At 43.7% G+C, this 16,966-nt stretch carries 16 protein-coding genes; 9 read left to right on the top strand and 7 right to left on the bottom strand.

Annotation, left to right across the window (positions count from 1 at the left end):
* Window positions 1-27 precede the first annotated feature (27 nt).
* On the bottom strand, window positions 28-360 hold the full coding sequence (locus V7K30_RS21135; RefSeq protein ID WP_335002624.1) for a hypothetical protein: 333 nt from the start codon (window positions 358-360) through the stop codon (window positions 28-30).
* A 525-nt stretch (window positions 361-885) separates the two neighbouring features.
* Entirely contained in the window at window positions 886-1,089 is a 204-nt protein-coding gene (locus V7K30_RS21130) for a hypothetical protein (RefSeq protein ID WP_335002583.1), read from the bottom strand.
* Window positions 1,090-1,596: 507 nt separating this feature from the next.
* On the opposite strand from V7K30_RS21130, the gene V7K30_RS21125 reads away from it, so the two are divergent.
* The gene (locus V7K30_RS21125) at window positions 1,597-2,295 is read left to right on the top strand and encodes a hypothetical protein (protein WP_335002581.1); all 699 of its coding nucleotides are present in this window, start codon (window positions 1,597-1,599) and stop codon (window positions 2,293-2,295) included.
* Between the two features lie 589 nt (window positions 2,296-2,884).
* Window positions 2,885-4,558, top strand: a complete 1,674-nt coding sequence (locus tag V7K30_RS21120; protein ID WP_335002579.1) for a peptidoglycan D,D-transpeptidase FtsI family protein — start codon at window positions 2,885-2,887, stop codon at window positions 4,556-4,558.
* Between the two features lie 65 nt (window positions 4,559-4,623).
* Here the strand turns inward: V7K30_RS21120 and V7K30_RS21115 are convergent, their stop codons facing one another.
* The gene (locus V7K30_RS21115; protein ID WP_335002576.1) at window positions 4,624-5,652 is read right to left on the bottom strand and encodes a hypothetical protein; all 1,029 of its coding nucleotides are present in this window, start codon (window positions 5,650-5,652) and stop codon (window positions 4,624-4,626) included.
* 564 nt (window positions 5,653-6,216) lie between these two features.
* Here V7K30_RS21115 and ligA point away from each other — a divergent pair.
* Window positions 6,217-8,253 carry an NAD-dependent DNA ligase LigA gene (gene ligA, locus V7K30_RS21110; protein WP_335002574.1) on the top strand — a complete coding sequence of 679 codons (2,037 nt, stop codon included), beginning with the start codon at window positions 6,217-6,219 and terminating at the stop codon, window positions 8,251-8,253.
* Between the two features lie 30 nt (window positions 8,254-8,283).
* On the top strand, window positions 8,284-9,633 hold the full coding sequence (locus tag V7K30_RS21105; RefSeq protein WP_335002572.1) for an FAD-dependent oxidoreductase: 1,350 nt from the start codon (window positions 8,284-8,286) through the stop codon (window positions 9,631-9,633).
* Between the two features lie 80 nt (window positions 9,634-9,713).
* Here the strand turns inward: V7K30_RS21105 and V7K30_RS21100 are convergent, their stop codons facing one another.
* Entirely contained in the window at window positions 9,714-9,893 is a 180-nt protein-coding gene (locus V7K30_RS21100; RefSeq protein ID WP_335002571.1) for a hypothetical protein, read from the bottom strand.
* A gap of 122 nt (window positions 9,894-10,015) precedes the next feature.
* On the opposite strand from V7K30_RS21100, the gene V7K30_RS21095 reads away from it, so the two are divergent.
* Window positions 10,016-10,651, top strand: a complete 636-nt coding sequence (locus V7K30_RS21095; protein WP_335002569.1) for a DUF1003 domain-containing protein — start codon at window positions 10,016-10,018, stop codon at window positions 10,649-10,651.
* Between the two features lie 289 nt (window positions 10,652-10,940).
* On the opposite strand, the gene V7K30_RS21090 is transcribed toward V7K30_RS21095, so the two are convergent.
* The gene (locus V7K30_RS21090) at window positions 10,941-11,684 is read right to left on the bottom strand and encodes a flavodoxin family protein (protein WP_335002567.1); all 744 of its coding nucleotides are present in this window, start codon (window positions 11,682-11,684) and stop codon (window positions 10,941-10,943) included.
* Window positions 11,685-11,841: 157 nt separating this feature from the next.
* Entirely contained in the window at window positions 11,842-13,299 is a 1,458-nt protein-coding gene (locus V7K30_RS21085) for an alpha-amylase (RefSeq protein WP_335002565.1), read from the bottom strand.
* Between the two features lie 289 nt (window positions 13,300-13,588).
* Between V7K30_RS21085 and V7K30_RS21080 the strand changes: the two genes are divergently transcribed.
* The 4 genes from V7K30_RS21080 to V7K30_RS21065 all read left to right on the top strand — a co-directional run bounded on the left by V7K30_RS21080 (window position 13,589) and on the right by V7K30_RS21065 (window position 16,489).
* On the top strand, window positions 13,589-13,855 hold the full coding sequence (locus V7K30_RS21080; protein ID WP_335002564.1) for a hypothetical protein: 267 nt from the start codon (window positions 13,589-13,591) through the stop codon (window positions 13,853-13,855).
* Between the two features lie 625 nt (window positions 13,856-14,480).
* Window positions 14,481-15,062 (top strand): retropepsin-like aspartic protease family protein, encoded by a 582-nt coding sequence (locus tag V7K30_RS21075; RefSeq protein WP_335002562.1) that lies wholly within the window; start codon window positions 14,481-14,483, stop codon window positions 15,060-15,062.
* 165 nt (window positions 15,063-15,227) lie between these two features.
* Entirely contained in the window at window positions 15,228-15,620 is a 393-nt protein-coding gene (locus tag V7K30_RS21070) for a carboxymuconolactone decarboxylase family protein (protein ID WP_335002560.1), read from the top strand.
* 56 nt (window positions 15,621-15,676) lie between these two features.
* Window positions 15,677-16,489, top strand: a complete 813-nt coding sequence (locus V7K30_RS21065) for an alpha/beta fold hydrolase (RefSeq protein ID WP_335002558.1) — start codon at window positions 15,677-15,679, stop codon at window positions 16,487-16,489.
* A 125-nt stretch (window positions 16,490-16,614) separates the two neighbouring features.
* Here V7K30_RS21065 and V7K30_RS21060 read toward each other — a convergent pair whose 3' ends face one another.
* On the bottom strand, window positions 16,615-16,962 hold the full coding sequence (locus V7K30_RS21060) for a hypothetical protein (protein ID WP_335002556.1): 348 nt from the start codon (window positions 16,960-16,962) through the stop codon (window positions 16,615-16,617).
* Window positions 16,963-16,966 lie beyond the last annotated feature (4 nt).

The raw sequence follows: 16,966 nt of genomic DNA, 5'->3' as shown, positions 1-16,966 counted from the left end.
CTTGACTTTTGACTTTTGAGTAATTTATCAAAAATTTAAAAATGGGAAAAACTGAAATAACGTTTTACGTAGGCGAAGCAAGAAAATCTGTTCCCGAATTTTGGGGTCTAGTTTTGGTGGCGGGGCTTCTTGCAGCTGTGCTTGCAATTGGGCGTATTCGGCAGCTGTTAGGAATTTTCCATCAATAGGCGATCGCGCTTCTATGATAATCTTAGTACGTAATATTTCTTCTGGTGTATCTTCTGGTGGCGGTAATGCTATTACCGCTGATCCCCAATAGCTACTTAAGATAACCAACGTTGCACTAATTACAATTAAACTCAGTAATTGTATCACCTTTCTCGCTTTAACTCTCCCCATCTCCTGAACTGCGTTCATAACGCAGGATGAAAATCTGTTTTTCCCATGCCCCATGCCCAAAGTTACAAATTTTCCCAATAAAAATCTGGCAATATCAAGGGACATCACCAGGTCTCTCCTGATACGGAATAGACTACAGGGAATGCTCAAGAGCAATTGCCAGCGATCGCGATGAATTGTTTTTCCCTTTCAAAACTCAGGAGTCTAAGCCATTCCAAATGCCAAACGAGGGAAGTACCTTGCCCACAACATGGCTTAGATTTACAGAACTCAACTCCCTTGGACTTGGAACAAGGTTAGGTCAGGCGAGAATTTCAGCGGACACTTGGTTGAGGAGGGAACCCTCATTACCAGTGTCCTCTACTTGCTGCCCTACTTAGCTGATATTTGAGCAAACTCTCGGCTCTAATACACCAACAGAAAGATACACGTTTTTACGTTAACCTAATTAATTCAAGCTATGTGGTGACGAGCGTTGTTAATAAGCTGTTTTGGGCATGATTTAAACTAAAGCTTATTGTTGCCTTATTTAGGAGTAGCTGCGGGAGTAGCTGCGGGAGTAGGTGGTGTAGTAGCAGCAGGGCTAGACCCAGCAGGAGGTGCATCAGTTGGTTCACCTGTAGCAGCGGGAGTACTAGTGGTACCACCACCACTACCACCACCTTCACAGGCTCCGAGAATTGCAGCCAGACTTAACATTAGAGCCAAACCAAAGATTTTTGTTTTCATAACTCCTCTTTCACCAATTGTGGCTAGAACAATTTTTCGCCTGTTGAATACGATACCGTATTTATTGCTTTTTTTTTAATGCTGCGAGATTACATACTTAAAAAAACAATCCTCTGGCGTATTCTTTTTGGAATTACATATCACACAGCCATCTGATTAGTTTCTCTTAACTCAGAAGCAAAACGGAAATTACCAAATTTTCTCGCAAACCGAGTTATCATAGCAAAAAATTTTATTTTTTTCACGGAGTATTGCACCTTGCTGCCCCGCATTGCCATACTTTAGGTGCGATACCTAAAGGGCAAGCGCTATCCAGTTGGTAATCACTGATTGCAAATATTGCAATATCTAGAGGATGCAAACATTGGTAGAGCTACCTATCAGAACAGTTAAAAGGGTGTAGTCTGTTATGTGTGCTTGTTGCACAGAAGGCGATTTTTACCTAAGCAAAAACAGACAATCAAGACAATCAATCTAAAGTACAGTATTTCCCATCTAAAAAAAATTATGGTAGTTGCTCGTAAATCTGCTGTTTCTACAAGGGGTAATTGGTTCCGGCGAGATTCTATCTTTTCTTTAGGGAGGCGACGCTCTGCGCGTATGGAGTCAGCACCACGGAGCGCTTCTACACCAGCTACCCAAGCCGCACCAGTATCTTCTCAAAGACGACAGCGTTCCTCGAAAAATCTAGTGGTTTCTCCCACAAATGAGGCAGTTATACCCAAATCGGTGAAAGAGTTGGGTAGACAACAACTGCCAAATCTCAATGAGCAGTCGAGTGCGAAGCAGAAGACTCCGGGGGTAGGTTTTCTTCACCTTCCCATAATGCCTAATTCTGGAGTGGCACCTTTATGGTTACTGCGCTTGTATACCTTTCATCGTTATTCCACAGTTTTGGCGTTCTTGTTAGTAGCATCGACACTTGCTGTGTATGGTTGGACGGTATATTCCCAAGAGCTTTGGAGTCAGTCATATCGCAGACTGCAAAACCTCCAACGTCATGAGCGGCTGTTAACCACAACCAACGCGACGCTGACAAATAAAATGGCTGAGGAAGCAGAACAACCAACAGCAGGGCTGGTATCGCCCACTCCTCAAGGGATGATTTTCTTGCCTCCAGCATCTCATAGTCCTAAGCCAGCATCGTCTAACACAACGCCAAATTCTGAAACGCAACAGCAAACAATCTCGCCACTGGGATACTAATTGTAATTCGTAATTCGTAATTCAGAAAGTCAGAAAGTCAGCAACTTTCAGGTAATTAAACCATACTGTAGGGACGCATAGCTGTGTATTGGTGTCAACTTAAGGTAAAAGCCAGTTTAGAAGAAGCTTTTAGATGATTGTCTCGAAAATAAGTCTCAGACTAGGAATGAGTAGCCAGAGACTGGAAACGACGTTTGAAAAGGGTTTTAGCTTAAGTTGACACCAATGACAACTGTGCGCCCCTGGCGAAGATTGTGCTTCAAATAGATGAAAAACGCTGTAATCTGAGTTTCCACCTCTTAATATCTGTAGATTTATTTTGGAGAATTGGTAAAAGGCTAAGAGTCATTAGTCATTTGTCATTAGTCATTAGGACTCAGACTTGTGGCAAATGATAAAAGACAAATGACAAAGGACGAACCCAATGCAGAAGTCACCAAGCAGAACAAAATTCAGAAAGTTACAGAATCAAGCGTTTACAAGACGCCAAAAGGGTTATAAACGAGGGCTTTTGGGAAAATTAGCCTCTAATATCCAAGACCAAACATCCAACACTAAGTCTCGACTGTTCATAGTATGGGGCGTATTAATGGCATCAGGGTTGGGGTTGGGTATCAACTTGTATAACCTACAAATTGTCAAGGGGACAAAGTTAACAGAGCAGGCGCGAAACCAGCAAATGGTGAATTTGCGACCTTTTATGCCCCGTCGCCCGGTGGTAGATCGCAATAGTAATCTGTTGGCGATTGACCGTCCTGTATATACTTTGTACGCTCATCCCAAGCTGTTTGATAAGTCTAATGAAGATATGGCAGAGCGACTTGCCCCAATATTGGCAAAAGATCCTGCTGAATTGGTGAAAACTTTTCAAAGCAAAAGAAGCGGAATTATACTTGACCCAGCCCTCCCGGAAGAAATTATCGATCGCGTCATCTCTTTGCGCTTAAATGGCTTGGAGTGGATTCAAAAATACTCCCGATATTACCCGCCAGATGATTTGGTCGCTGATGTGGTGGGCTACGTGAATGTTGATCGTCGTGGTCAAGCAGGTGTGGAATACTCTCAAGAGAAGTTGCTAGAACGTCCTGTGCAAACGGTGCGGCTCAGTCGGTCGGGTAATGGGGCACTGATGCCAGATCATGCGCCCGAAGGTTTTCTGCATTTTGATGATTTGCGACTGCAACTCACTATCGATAGCCGTCTGCAACGAATTGCTCGCGTTGCACTCAAACAACAAATGGAGAAGTTTGACGCCAAACGTGGGGCGGTAATTGTCATGGATGCGTTGGATGGTTCTTTACTCGCCCTCGTTTCTCAACCTTCCTATAACCCTAATGAATACTCTAAAGCTAATATCTCGCTATTTAAAAACTGGACGGTGGCGGATCTTTATGAACCGGGATCGACTTTTAAGCCTTTGAATGTGGCGATCGCTCTGGAAAATGGCGTCATCAAACCAGATGATATGTTTAATGACTCCGGTTCTATTCGAGTAGCTAATTACACCATCCAAAATGCTATGCACAACGCTAATGGGCGAATCAGCATCGCTCAGATTTTGCAATATTCCAGCAACATTGGCATGGTGCAAATTATCCAACGCTTAAAGCCTTCAATCTACTACAACTGGCTAGAACGCTTGGGGCTAGGACAAAAAGTTGATACAGATTTACCTTTTGAAGTTGGCGGTCGGCTCAAAAGTCAAGAAGAATTTATGGCTTCGCCAATTGAACCAGCTACTACTTCCTTTGGGCAAGGCTTTTCCATGACACCGTTACAGCTAGTGCAAATGCACGGCGCTTTAGCCAATGGCGGTAAATTGGTAACACCCCATGTAGTTCGGGGGCTGATTGATAGTAAAGGGCAGATGCACGATTCACCCACTCGCACCATCCCCCGCCAAATTTTCTCAGCCGCAACAGCCCAAAAGGTTGTGGAAATGATGGAAACTGTTGTTACCGAAGGTAGCGGGAAGGCGGCACAAATTCCGGGATATCGCATTGCTGGTAAAACTGGTACAGCCCAAAAAGCTAGTCCTAATGGCGGCTACATCAAGGGTGCTAGAATGACCAGCTTCGTGGCTATTTTGCCAGTGGAATCTCCTCGCTATGTAGTGTTCGCACTGGTGGATGAGCCAAAAGGAGAAAGTGCTTATGGTTCTACTGTCGCCGCACCAATTGTGAAGTCGGTGATCGAAGCACTGATTCCTCTTGAGGAGATTCCGCCAAGTTCTGCGCTCAAGCAACAACCGAAAGCGCCGTAGACATGGGGGACTGGGGACAAGAGAAGCAAGCTATCCGTAGCGTCTCCAAGAGTTGCAGTTCGTTACTAGGGTTTGACGCTGTAGCCACTTACGTCAACCAATCGATATCCTTCACCAACCAGTTTGTCAAAAGTCGCTTGATAGTCATCTGAAGTCAATCCATGTCGCGCCTCCCAAGCTGGACTGTTTGACTTCTCCCAAATAGCGGCATATAGGTTTTGTCCGTTGACATTATAACCACTTACGTGAACTAATCGATATCCCTGACCAACTAGTTTGTCAAAAGTTGCTTGATACTGGGCTGAGGTCAATCCATGTCGCGCTTGCCAAGCCGGGCCGCCAGACTTCACCCAAATCGCGGCATATCGGTCTTGGCCGTTCACACCATAACCACTAACGTCAACTAATCGATATCCCTGACCAACCAGTTTGTCAAAAGTCGCTTGATACTGGGCTGAGGTCAATCCATGTCGCGCCTCCCAAGCTGGGCCGTCTGACTTCTCCCAAATAGCGGCGTATCGGTCTTTTCCATTTACACTGTAACCACTTACGTGAACTAATCGATATCCCTGACCAACTAGTTTGTCAAAAGTCGCTTGATATTGGGCTGAGGTCAATCCATGTCGCGCTTGCCAAGCTGGGCCGCCAGACTTCACCCAAATCGCCGCATATCGGTCTTGGCCGTTCACACCATAACCACTGACATCAACCAACCGATATCCCTGACCAACTAGTTTGTCAAAAGTAGCTTGATACTGGGCTGAGGTCAATCCATGTCGTGCCTCCCAAGCTGAACTCCCAGACTTCACCCAAATTGCGGCATATCGGTCTTGTCCGTTAGCTATTGCTTGTATTGTGCCATGAGGAATTCTCTGTAACTGGATGACATTTTGAGCAAGTACCTTTGTGTTTGTCTCGGTATTGCTGACACTACTAGCAAAGTTGCTGGGAGTGGCAAAAGCGGAACTGACTAAAGTTGAAAGTAACACTGCACTAGAGGCAGTAAATGTTAAAGAGCGCATGAACATATTAGTAAAATAAATCTGTAAGAATGGATGAGATTTTTGGACTGCACTAACTAAATAGGTTGGCATTTGTTTTTTTATGCAATACCAGGTAGCAGTGCTGACAATTGTGGATACGTGCGATTTACAGACGATTCCAGAATTCCGAATACTAGTATTTTATCTGTATCTTTTAGGTATATTATTTTGTGTAAGCTTTAAGTTACAATACTTAAAATATTAAAAATATTTATATAATAAAAAATTATTATTAGGTGTTGAGCAGGGAATGATTTATTGTCAGGAAGCGCTGTACGTAAAATGTTAGGTCTAGCGATGGATGGGACGATTGGGATTAAATTCGGTAATCTGGAAAAGTCTGTAGTACAGCTTGGCTCAAATCTAGTTACCATCTCAATTAACCAGACAAAGTGTTTGAGCAACTGGTTAAATAGTAGGTAAACTTCCGCCACAGTGTACTAGTTTTTGCCCAAAGTACCTCTGCTAATGGCAAACTGATTGGCCAAACCCAATTTTTTTTATATGAAGTACCTTGACCCGACGACGGTTAGTCGCGGCTATGCAAACAAAGCCTACAAAAACAGGCTTGACCATCTTTAAATTGTATTCGCTAGATATTTTGTAATCATTCTAATGACACAGATTAAGCCTGAAGTAAAGCGCACAGAAGAATTGCGCCAGTTATTGCAAGAAGCCAGCTATGCTTATTACGTCCTAGACGCACCAATCATGGAGGATGCAGTCTATGACCAGCTATATCGAGAATTGCAACAACTGGAAATTCAATATCCAGAATTGACGGCACCCGATAGTCCAACTCAGCGCGTGGGTGAGAGGCCAGCAACACAGTTTATTTCGGTGCGGCATAACATTCCCCTGTACAGTCTGGAGAATGCATTCAATATTGATGAGTTGCAAGCATGGGATCAGCGCTGGCGGCGACAAGTGTCTAAAATAGACTTAGTGGAATATGTCACTGAACTCAAAATTGATGGTTCAGCTTTGGCTCTTACCTACCAGAATGGAGTTCTAGTTAGGGGTGCAACTAGGGGTGATGGGGTAACAGGTGAAGATATCACCCAAAATGTGCGGACAATTCGCTCAATTCCCTTGCGTTTGAATTTTGAAGGGTTAGAAATTCTGGAAAGGGTGGAAGTGCGAGGCGAGGCGTTTTTGCCGTTGGAAGTATTTAAACAAATCAACGAGGAAAGGCAAAAGGCAGGTGAGCAATTATTTGCCAATCCCCGTAATGCCGCAGCAGGTACACTCAGACAACTAGACTCGCGCATTGTCGCTAAACGGCGGTTAGATTTCTTTGGTTACACCCTGCACATTCCTGCTAGAGATGACACCAGTATTGCCAATACCCAATGGGAAGCGTTGGAGTTGTTAGAAAAGATGGGTTTTCGAGTCAACCCCAATCACAAACTATGTGCTTCGATCGCAGAAGTGGCAAAATATTATGAATACTGGGATACGGAACGCTTGAATTTACCCTATATGACTGATGGGGTAGTAGTGAAGCTAAATTCTTTTAAACTTCAGGAACAGCTAGGGTTTACACAGAAATTCCCCAGGTGGGCGATCGCATTAAAGTATCCAGCCGAAGAAGCACCCACCCGTGTGGAAAATATTGCTGTAAATGTGGGACGAACGGGGGCGTTAACACCGTTAGCAGAAATGCGCCCTGTGCAACTGGCGGGGACAACAGTTTCCCGCGCAACTTTACATAATAGCGATCGCATTGCTCAATTAGACATCCGCATTGGCGATACTGTCATTGTCCGCAAAGCTGGGGAAATCATCCCAGAAGTGCTGAGGGTATTAAAAGAACTCCGTCCTGCTGACACTGAACCCTTCGTTATGCCCACTCATTGCCCAGTCTGCGGTCAATCGGTGGTGCGAGAATCAGGTGAGGCGGTGACTCGGTGCGTCAATGCTTCCTGTGCAGCGATTCTCAAAGGTTCCATTGAACATTGGGTAAGTCGTGATGCCTTAGATATTAAAGGCTTGGGGGAAAAACTGGTGCATCAACTCGTTGATAAAGTTTTGGTGCATTCCGTTGCCGATTTGTATGAGTTGACAGAAAGCAAGTTGTGTGAATTGGAAAGAATGGGGAAAAAGTCGGCAGAGAAATTAATAGATGCGATCGCTCAATCGAAAAACCAACCTTGGTCAAGAGTATTGTATGGTTTAGGCATCCGTCACGTTGGCAGTGTGAATGCCCAATTGTTGAGTCAGAAATATTTCAATGTAGACCAGTTAGCTACAGCAAAGCAATCAGATATTGAAGGAATTTACGGTATCGGTGCTGAAATTGCCCAATCTGTGTACCAGTGGTTTCGGATTGATGCCAACCAAACGTTGATAGAACGCTTGCAAGCAGAAGGATTGCAATTAGCTGCCACAGAGTCAACAAAAACAGTTAGTGATGGGAATCAAAAATTCGCAGGTAAAACTTTTGTAATCACGGGTACATTGCCAACCTTAAAGCGAGATGAGGCGAAGGCTTTGATTCAAAAAGCTGGTGGAAAAGTCACTGATTCAGTCAGTAAAAAAACAGATTATTTAGTGTTAGGAGAAGATGCAGGTTCTAAATTAGAAAAAGCCCTCTCCTTGGGAATTACGCAATTAAGCGAGGCGCAATTCTTGGAGATGGTTGAAGATTGAAACAAGATAAATTTCACAGGAGAGTCAACTATGGAAACAGCAGATGTCATTATCATCGGTAGTGGTCAGGGAGGTGTGCCTCTGGCCGCTGATTTTGCCAAAGAAGGCCGTAAGGTTGTTTTGTTTGAAAGAGACTCACTGGGTGGTAGTTGTATTAATTATGGCTGCACCCCTTCCAAAGCCTTTTTAGCAGCCGCTCATGCTGCGGGTCGGGCTCGTCAAGCTAAGGATTTAGGGATATATGCTCAAGTTGAGGTTGACTTTCCGGCTGTGATGGAGCGGGTACGTTCAATTCGCAATAGCTGGCATCAAGGAGTTCAGAAACGCTTGGATGAAGCAGGAGTGAGGGTAGTGTATGCAGAAGCATACTTTACTGGAGAACGAACAGTTACAGGCAGTAATGTCACCGTTCAAGCCCCGTTAGTTGTTATTAATACAGGCACAACGTCAGCTATCCCTAACATTCCCGGTTTAGCAGGCACACCTTACTTAACAAACCGCAATTTCTTTGACTTACAAAAGTTGCCACCACGGCTGCTCGTCATTGGTGCTGGTTACATTAGTTTGGAACTCGGACAGGGATTAGCGCGTTTGGGTAGTGAAACACACATAATTGTGCGAGGCTCACGCATCCTGGATCATGAGGAAGCGGATGTGAGTGAAATTTTAGCAAAAGCTCTAAAGCGAGATGGCATTCAAATTCACTTTCAGGTCAACACTGAGAAAGTTATTTACAACGATAATGTGTTTACCCTGAAATTAGATAATGGTCAGGAACTCCAAGGTGAGGCACTGTTGATTGCAACTGGACGCAAGCCTAACACCAGTGCTTTGAATGTGGAAGCCACAGGTGTTGAGCTAAATGAACAAGGTTATGTTAAGATAGACGACCAATTTCGGACAACCTGCGAAAATGTATATGCGATCGCAGATGTTGCTCAACAGCCTGCCTTCACCCATGTTTCTTGGGAAGATTATCGGCGTCTCAAGGCGATCTTGCGTGGTGAAAACCGGACTCGCAACGACCGGGTGTTAGGCTATGCCATATATACTGAACCACAAGTTGGCCGGGTTGGAATGACAATTGCAAACGCTCATGAAAAGGGCATTAATGCTCGCAGCGTCACCTTGCCAATGTCCGATATTGCTCGTGCTATTGAATGGGGGCATGATTTAGGCTTTTACCGAATGGTAATAGATACAGAAACCGATCAGATTTTAGGAGCAACCTTGGTTGGTTATGAAGCGGCTGAGATCGTGCATGTGTTTCTGTCGCTTATGGAAGCAGGAGCAACTTGGCAATTGTTGGAAAAATCTGTTCACATCCATCCAACTTATGGCGAAGCATTGCCCAGTCTTGCACGGTTATTTATTGAATAATTGGCGTTGCGGAATCAAAATTGAGGCAAACGCCTGATATAGATTTTAATCAATGCCCTTAAATAATAAGGATACGGCAATCAGAAAATATGGGATTGTCTGCGATGGAATTGTCTGCCTTCGCCTGACATCGTGGCTAAATATTTGAGACTGTTGTGCTGGATGCGATCGTAGACCTTTACATACAGGGGTAAAAAAGCACGAGCATTTAACGTAACGAAGTCAAAGTTGGTCTGTGCACCATTTGATTTCAGTAGCAATAGTCATGTCCAAAAATCTATCTGTGGGTACTTTCATCTATTGATTCTGCCTCAAAGTATAGATCCGCAGTCAAAACTTGAGTTAGTAAATTGGAGGAATCATTGATAAAGGAAGACTACCAATGCAAACTAACGATAAATCAAATCAAAGAGATTCACCGCAAGTATCCTGCGAAACATATCGGCAAAACATTCTGCCTACTGCCCCATTGCCGGAATCTATTAGTCAAAATATTGAGACTATCATTGCACTGCACAGACGTTACGAAAAAAACGTACCTCAACACCAGCGGGTTGTAGAAACAGTAACCGCCTTTTTTGGTCGTCCTGTATTTTTGTATAGCATCATGCTTGGGATTATTCTGTGGGTAACACCCAATGTTTTACCACGACGTTTGGGCATACCAAGATTTGATCCTGTTCCATTTCCTTGGTTACAATTTTCACTTACCGCGGGTTCATTGTTGGTGACAACAGGGGTATTGATTAAACAAGAGCGACAAGAAAAGTTAGCAGAGCAACGGGCACAGCTTAGTCTTCAACTCAACCTGCTCTCTGAGCAAAAAATCGCTAAACTTATCGGTTTGGTTGAGGAATTACGCCAGGATATTCCCAATGTCAAAAATCGCTTTGACCCGGAGGCTGAAATAATGAAGTCCCCTACTGACCCGCACGCAATTATAGATGTATTAGAAGAGACTTTAGCATCCGAGTTAGCAAATTTCTCGAAGCAAAAAACATCAATTGAGGAAGAATAAAGTAAGCGTAGTATTAGAACAAGTACTAAAAGGAGCAACTTTTTGATTGCACCTACTACTGATTCCAATTTACCAACTCGCCATCCACACAAGCGATCTGTTAAGCTGCGCTAACGCACAGCCAGCCTAGCTCTCAGTTATGTTGGGAAAGGGCGATGCCTGCGGCGGGCTGTTCGGTGTCGCTCTTCAGTTCTGTGGGAAAAGTGCGATCGCACCACAGATGTAACTTTGACTTTTTGAATTTTTTGTCAGATGCAAGGGGGCGCGAACCTAATAGGAGTGTAAAAAGCTACTTAACCCAACGTTTAGTTGCCTCTGCAATGCGTTCGCCAAAGCGTAGTGAAGTCAGGTAATCACCCGGATCTAGCACTGCTTCCTTGCCGCTCATATCGAGTTGGGTTTGACCCATCACACCTAGAAATCCTCCTAGTCGATTTACCCCGTCATCCTTACCGGACAAAAAGCTTTGCAAGTCTCCCACATTCACCCAAATCATCCCGTGCTGGGCTGCGTTCGTCGCCAAATAGAGGAGGGTCCCTTGCTTGTCACCACTAGGGGAGCTAGAGTGGGTAAAACCCGCAGCGATTTTGTCTTTCCATCCGTGTCGGAACCAAACTTCGCTACTGGCATCAATAAACGCCTTAAACTGAGCCGCAACACCACCCATGTAGGTGGGAGAGCCAAAAACAATTGCATCAACTTGATTGAGGTTTGCTAGTCCCTGATCATTCTTCCAACGACCATTGACAATCTGCTCTCCAGTAATCCGCAGCAGTTCAACAGTGGTGTCTTCAACTTTTAAAGCACCTTCGGCAATAGCTTGGGCCATAAGATGAGTGTGACCTGCACCAGAGAAATAGACAATTGCAACGGTGGGCATAGGAGTTTTAGTGATATTTTTGACTGAAACTGAACGAGAAATATCATAAGGACTACTGGCTCGAAAAGTAAAGTAACGTGAGTTCGACAGACCTCTCTCTTCCAGCCTCCCTTTCTGCTTTAAAGAGAGAAGAACAACATCAGAATAAAGCATTTAAACCTCTCCCCTAAGAGAAGAGAGGTTTGCAGAGGGGTCAAAATAGTACTTATTGAACTCACATTAATTTAAAAGTAGTTTTGAGAAATGACTAGAGTCAAAGAGATAGATAGTGGAAAAACTTCTTAACTTCTACCTTGGTTTCCCATTCAAACTATTTTTGCAGCCAGACTGATATTGAACCACCTGGACATGGGAAATTTCCCCATCCGTCGTTATTTGTGTGAATGATATCCTTAATGTGTTCCGTGGCATCGTAAAATGCCTGATTGGGTCGGAACACATTCATCCACTTGTTCCCCGACGCGCTATTGGTCAGCACTACAGCCATTGCACCCGGATGTTCCCTATTACCCAAGCGCGTCCAACCGATAGTATTGGGATGGTCAAAGTAATCATGCTGATCGCCAAAACCGTATTCTTTACGCGCCTTCAAGAACTTGTCAATCAAGAAACGGTGAGAGTAAAGGGTAGCATCACGTCCTTTATCGTGATATTGTGCCCCGTAATAATCTGCATAGAAAACGCAAGGATAGCCTTCGCCGCGCAGTAAGATTAGTGCATAGGCCAAGGGCTTAAACCAAGGTTCAACCGGCGACTCTAGGGATTGACAAGGTTGGGTATCATGGTTTTCGACAAAGGTAACAGCTAGGGCAGGTTGTTCTTGAACTAGGGTTATATCAAAAATTGATCGCAGATCGAAACTACTGCCCTGGCGACTAGCTTGGTGAAACTTGAAATGTAGGGGCACATCAAATAACGACAAACGCCCATCACTAGAGGCAATATAACCGTGTAAGGCATCGATATCTTGAGACCAGTACTCCCCAACGCTAAACAGTTCTCGCCCACCAAAATGAACTCGCAGGTGGTTTAACCAATCGCGGAAAAAAGTGGAGCGGATATGTTTAACAGCGTCAATGCGAAAGCCATCTACATTTGTGGTGTCAACAAACCAACGTCCCCAATACATCAACTCACCGCGCACGAGGTCATTACCCATATCCAGGTCGTTTGCCATTAAATAATCGAAGTTGCCGTGTTCGTGGCTAACTTCCGTCTCAAAATGTTTCTCCTTAAGGCGGTAGAGCTTGTCTGCCCTTTGGGTATCTGTGTTGTATGACAATGAATCAAAGCACCACCAATACCATTTCATACTGGAGTACTTATCTCCACGACCAGGAAAATTGAACTTTGTATAAGCTCCAATTTCGTACCAATCGCTGACTGCACGGTTGCGGTCATTCCAATCCATTTCCTGTGCCGAGATGCGTTCTATTTCATCCCCACCATCTTTGTGGTTGAAAACCACATCGGCATAGATTTGAATACCTGCACGCTGTGCCGTTTTAATAGCTGTCAGGTATTGTTCGCGTGTTCCATATTTTGTCCGAACAGTATTTTTTTGATCGAACTCACCCAAATCAAACAAATCGTAGACTGCGTATCCAACATCCCATGTTCCACCACTACCCTTATAAGCTGGCGGCAGCCATAAGGCAGTGAAGCCTGCATCAGCTAGCTCATTGGCTGTTTTATCCAGCTTGTCCCATAAGGTATCATCATTTGAGATGTACCAATGGTAATACTGCATTATTACGCCGTTGGTCATGCGATCGCCTTTCTAGAATCTTTGGTTTTACAGGTTTCTGTCAGAAATCTCTGATGCTAGGTAGGATATGTTTTTTTTGTCACACCTCTTAACCTCAGGGTAACTGAAAGTTTCAAGTTTCAAACCCTTCAACAAATGAAGGGTTAATAACATCAGGTTATGGGAATTATTTTACACAATTCCTGGAACAGCAGATTTACTACTTTACTCATCAGCTTTAGAAAGGATGTGCTTGCCACCTAGCAGCTTCTCGCCTTGCTCACTGACGTTAAAATATTTGTAGGTTGGGTTGAACATTCGTGAAACCCCAACAAAATCAAGGATTCTTGGTGTTGGGTTTAGTTCCTGTACCCAACCTAACCAACACGCTAGGCAAAAAATTAATCCCATTGCCTGTCCTGGATTGGGTACAGGAATAGGACGAGTGCCATATACTGAAGCTGGTAGACAGATGGTTTTAGCCTACGATGATTTTCTGTACCCACCCAAGCATCTCAATTGCATAGTTGCGGCCCAAAGACAACTTCAGATATGGGAAGGAGGAGATTTTAAGTAAAGTTTAAAAAACCCCTAGCGTATTATATTGCTGGGGCGATCGCTAATCTCAACTTTATGACAGGTAAACGCTGAGATAGAATGCGGCACACTATTTAAAATTGCAGGAGTGATAATTTTGCAGCAGCAACTATTTGCGGTGTAGTTGCTGGGCGCACTGATGGTAAAAATATCATTTTAGAACAAAGAGATATTGCTGTTAACTCATGCGATCGCAACTGCTGTACATGCAGATACAACCCTTGAATAAGCTAACAAATTTCTCTTATCTAACTTCTTAGTATGCCAGATTTAATCTGCTCTAAGTAGTTTTATCATGTCTTTACTTAATCTTTAATTTATCAATCAGTAATTATAGGTAAGATATCTTGAGTAAGATGTAATTTCATTTTATAGAGACACATAAATAAAACATTCACTAACTAACTAACTAGCAAATATAAAAAACGTGTATTGATTATAGAGATAATTATAATTGGAATAACGCAATAAATTTAAATATTTTTTGTAGGTTGATAAATCTTGCATTTTGGTTTCAATTCCTTGGATTTCAGCACCATTTTTTACAGCTATTATGAATAATTGAGTGATTAAAAAATATCAGCCAAATTGGAGAAAAATATAACATGAAGAATGCTTGGAGGCGTTGGATTACGACCGTTAGTATAGCTGCGATGTCTACGACGGGCGTAGCTGCGGCACTAATGCCGACGCTAGTATTTTTAGCATTCTCTCATCGGGCAACAGCTGACGATCCAGGAGGATGTTACATGGTAACGTCCTCCGGTAAAACCGTTGGATTGGGAAGGCTTTGCGGCAATATCACCGCACCTTTAGACAACAGAGTTTTTCGAGTCCCAATCAAACGCCGCTTTGGTGGAACTCCTGTGATTGATGTCACCTTCAACGACAAAAAAACCTTTGAAATGATTGTAGATACAGGTGCTAGTGGAACCATTATCACTCTAAGTATGGCGAATACACTTAAACTCCAAACTACAGGTACAATGCAAGCCCAAATTGCCGATGGTAGCGAAGTAGAATTCCCAACCAGTAAGGTAAAATCTATTGCAGTAGGTGGAGTTACAGCCAATAATCTTCAGGTAGCGATCGCTCCAAAAGCAAGCATCGGCTTATTGGGCCACGATTTCTTTGGCAACTATGATATTAAAATTCTGGAGAAAGAGGTCGAATTTCATCACCGCTAATGCTCGCAGCTAAAAACGTAGTATCCTACATTTTGGGATCTAAAAATAAGTCCAAAATCATGAGGAGAAACTACATCGGATTTACTAGTTAGCGGAGTGATTGTCAACTTCGGACTCTGATCATTTTTAACGTCTGATAAACTTTCAGTTACCCTGAATACAAACATGACTAAGCTGATTGAATACGAAGAAGCTAGCGACGAAGTTCGTGCAGTATATGACGACATCCGCGCCACCCGCCAGAATGACTATATCAATAACTTTTGGAAAGCTATAGCCAATCATCCCCCTACCTTACAACGAACTTGGCAAGCGCTGAAGGAAGTGATGACCAGCCCTGGTGAGATTGATCCCTTGATGCGCGAACTAATTTACATTGCCGTGAGTGCAACGAATGGCTGTGAGTATTGCATCGCCTCGCACACAGCGGCGGCGCGTGCCAAGGGGATGAATGATAACATGTTCGGGGAACTAATGGCGATCGCAGCCACTGCCAACATGACCAATCGCCTCGCCAACGGCTATCAAATTCCGGTGGACGAGAGATTTAAGCCGTAGGAGTGTAGCCTTGTCTATCCCTGCTAGAAAAGTAAGGTTTAGCAGAATTATTTACTATGCCCAAGGTTCAGATTAACGGGGTTGATTTGTTCTACGACATTAAGGGAACAGGTGAGCCTTTGCTATTAATAGCTGGCTTCCTTTGTGATCATGCCTATTGGTCGTTAATTATGCCATCGCTGGTTTCGCAGTATCAAGTTATTCGCTTAGACAACCGAGGCATGGGGCGAAGTTCTGCTCCCAAAACCCCCTATAGTCTGAAGCAGATGGCTAGTGACGTTGCAGCATTGCTCGATCACATTGCGATCGATAAAGTGCATCTAGTAGGTCATTCAATGGGTGGTCAGATAGCCCAAGAGCTAGTGTTAGCACATCCTGAAAAGGTACAAAGTCTGATGCTACTTTCATCGTTGGCAAAGGGTGATGAATTATTCAACAGCATCATTGAAACTTGGGGCGAACTCTGCGGTAATGTAGACCTGAAACTTTATGAAAAAGTCGTATTACCCTGGATATTTACAGATACGTTCTACTCGATTCCTGGGATGATCGAAGGTCTGATCGAATTTGCAATCAGATATCCTTTTCCGCCAGCGACTCATTCACTTTATCATCACAGCCAAGCCATGCTTGACTTTGACACAACAGACCGGCTTCAACAAATTCATTGTCCTACCTTAGTTCTAGTTGGTAAACAAGACATTCTCACCCCGCTCAAGTTTTCCCAACAACTTGCTCAAGGCATTCCCAACGCTGAACTTGTAGCCCTCGACGGTAGTAGTCATGGCTTCTTAATTGAGTCGCCGGATGCTGTGGTTTCAGCCATGCTTAACTTCCTACAGAAGTTGAAGCCAGTTTACAGGTATTAGAGCAGAAAGCCCACCAACAAGACCATGAAAACCCAAAAAGTTTTCATATTTAAGAAATGTTGGTAATGACAAGGTGTTAAAGGCAGGGCTTAAGTTCTCAAAAGTAGACAGGGTAATTGAAATATTCAGCGAGTTTCTAATTTAGAAACTCGCTCCTCTAATTTATTGACTTGTTGCTTCAATTCAACCACCAAAGTTGCCAGCCGATCAAACATCTGATCTTGTTGCGATAAGTTCCCTCTGGAACCAGTTGATTGTCGTGGGGTAAGTGTTCTTCTTCGCGGTAGAGACTGGCGACTTGAACCCAGTTGAGACTCTATCTGGTTTAACCGCGACTCGACACGATTAAAGTCCGCTTCCAGGTTGTTTATGCGGGACTCCACTTGCTGCGATGAAGCAGTGTTTCCAAATAACCCACCCCAGATAATTGTTGCTAAAATCCCAGCAAGTATTAGCACTTGGATTTTTTTCATGTCA

This window comes from Nostoc sp., from assembly GCF_036917655.1.
Classification (GTDB): Bacteria; Cyanobacteriota; Cyanobacteriia; order Cyanobacteriales; family Nostocaceae; genus Nostoc.
The sequence above is the reverse complement of the archived record's forward strand: the minus strand, read 5'-3'. Positions and strand labels throughout refer to the sequence as shown.

Bases quoted from the DNA above. Each gene is read 5' to 3' on its own strand.
- V7K30_RS21135 (WP_335002624.1), bottom strand. From the start codon at position 360: ATGGGGAGAGTTAAAGCGAGAAAGGTGATACAATTACTGAGTTTAATT.
- V7K30_RS21130 (WP_335002583.1), bottom strand. From the start codon at position 1,089: ATGAAAACAAAAATCTTTGGTTTGGCTCTAATGTTAAGTCTGGCTGCA.
- V7K30_RS21125 (WP_335002581.1), top strand. From the start codon at position 1,597: ATGGTAGTTGCTCGTAAATCTGCTGTTTCTACAAGGGGTAATTGGTTC.
- V7K30_RS21120 (WP_335002579.1), top strand. From the start codon at position 2,885: ATGGCATCAGGGTTGGGGTTGGGTATCAACTTGTATAACCTACAAATT.
- V7K30_RS21115 (WP_335002576.1), bottom strand. From the start codon at position 5,652: ATGCCAACCTATTTAGTTAGTGCAGTCCAAAAATCTCATCCATTCTTA.
- ligA (WP_335002574.1), top strand. From the start codon at position 6,217: ATGACACAGATTAAGCCTGAAGTAAAGCGCACAGAAGAATTGCGCCAG.
- V7K30_RS21105 (WP_335002572.1), top strand. From the start codon at position 8,284: ATGGAAACAGCAGATGTCATTATCATCGGTAGTGGTCAGGGAGGTGTG.
- V7K30_RS21095 (WP_335002569.1), top strand. From the start codon at position 10,016: ATGCAAACTAACGATAAATCAAATCAAAGAGATTCACCGCAAGTATCC.
- V7K30_RS21090 (WP_335002567.1), bottom strand. From the start codon at position 11,684: ATGCTTTATTCTGATGTTGTTCTTCTCTCTTTAAAGCAGAAAGGGAGG.
- V7K30_RS21085 (WP_335002565.1), bottom strand. From the start codon at position 13,299: ATGACCAACGGCGTAATAATGCAGTATTACCATTGGTACATCTCAAAT.
- V7K30_RS21075 (WP_335002562.1), top strand. From the start codon at position 14,481: ATGAAGAATGCTTGGAGGCGTTGGATTACGACCGTTAGTATAGCTGCG.
- V7K30_RS21070 (WP_335002560.1), top strand. From the start codon at position 15,228: ATGACTAAGCTGATTGAATACGAAGAAGCTAGCGACGAAGTTCGTGCA.
- V7K30_RS21065 (WP_335002558.1), top strand. From the start codon at position 15,677: ATGCCCAAGGTTCAGATTAACGGGGTTGATTTGTTCTACGACATTAAG.
- V7K30_RS21060 (WP_335002556.1), bottom strand. From the start codon at position 16,962: ATGAAAAAAATCCAAGTGCTAATACTTGCTGGGATTTTAGCAACAATT.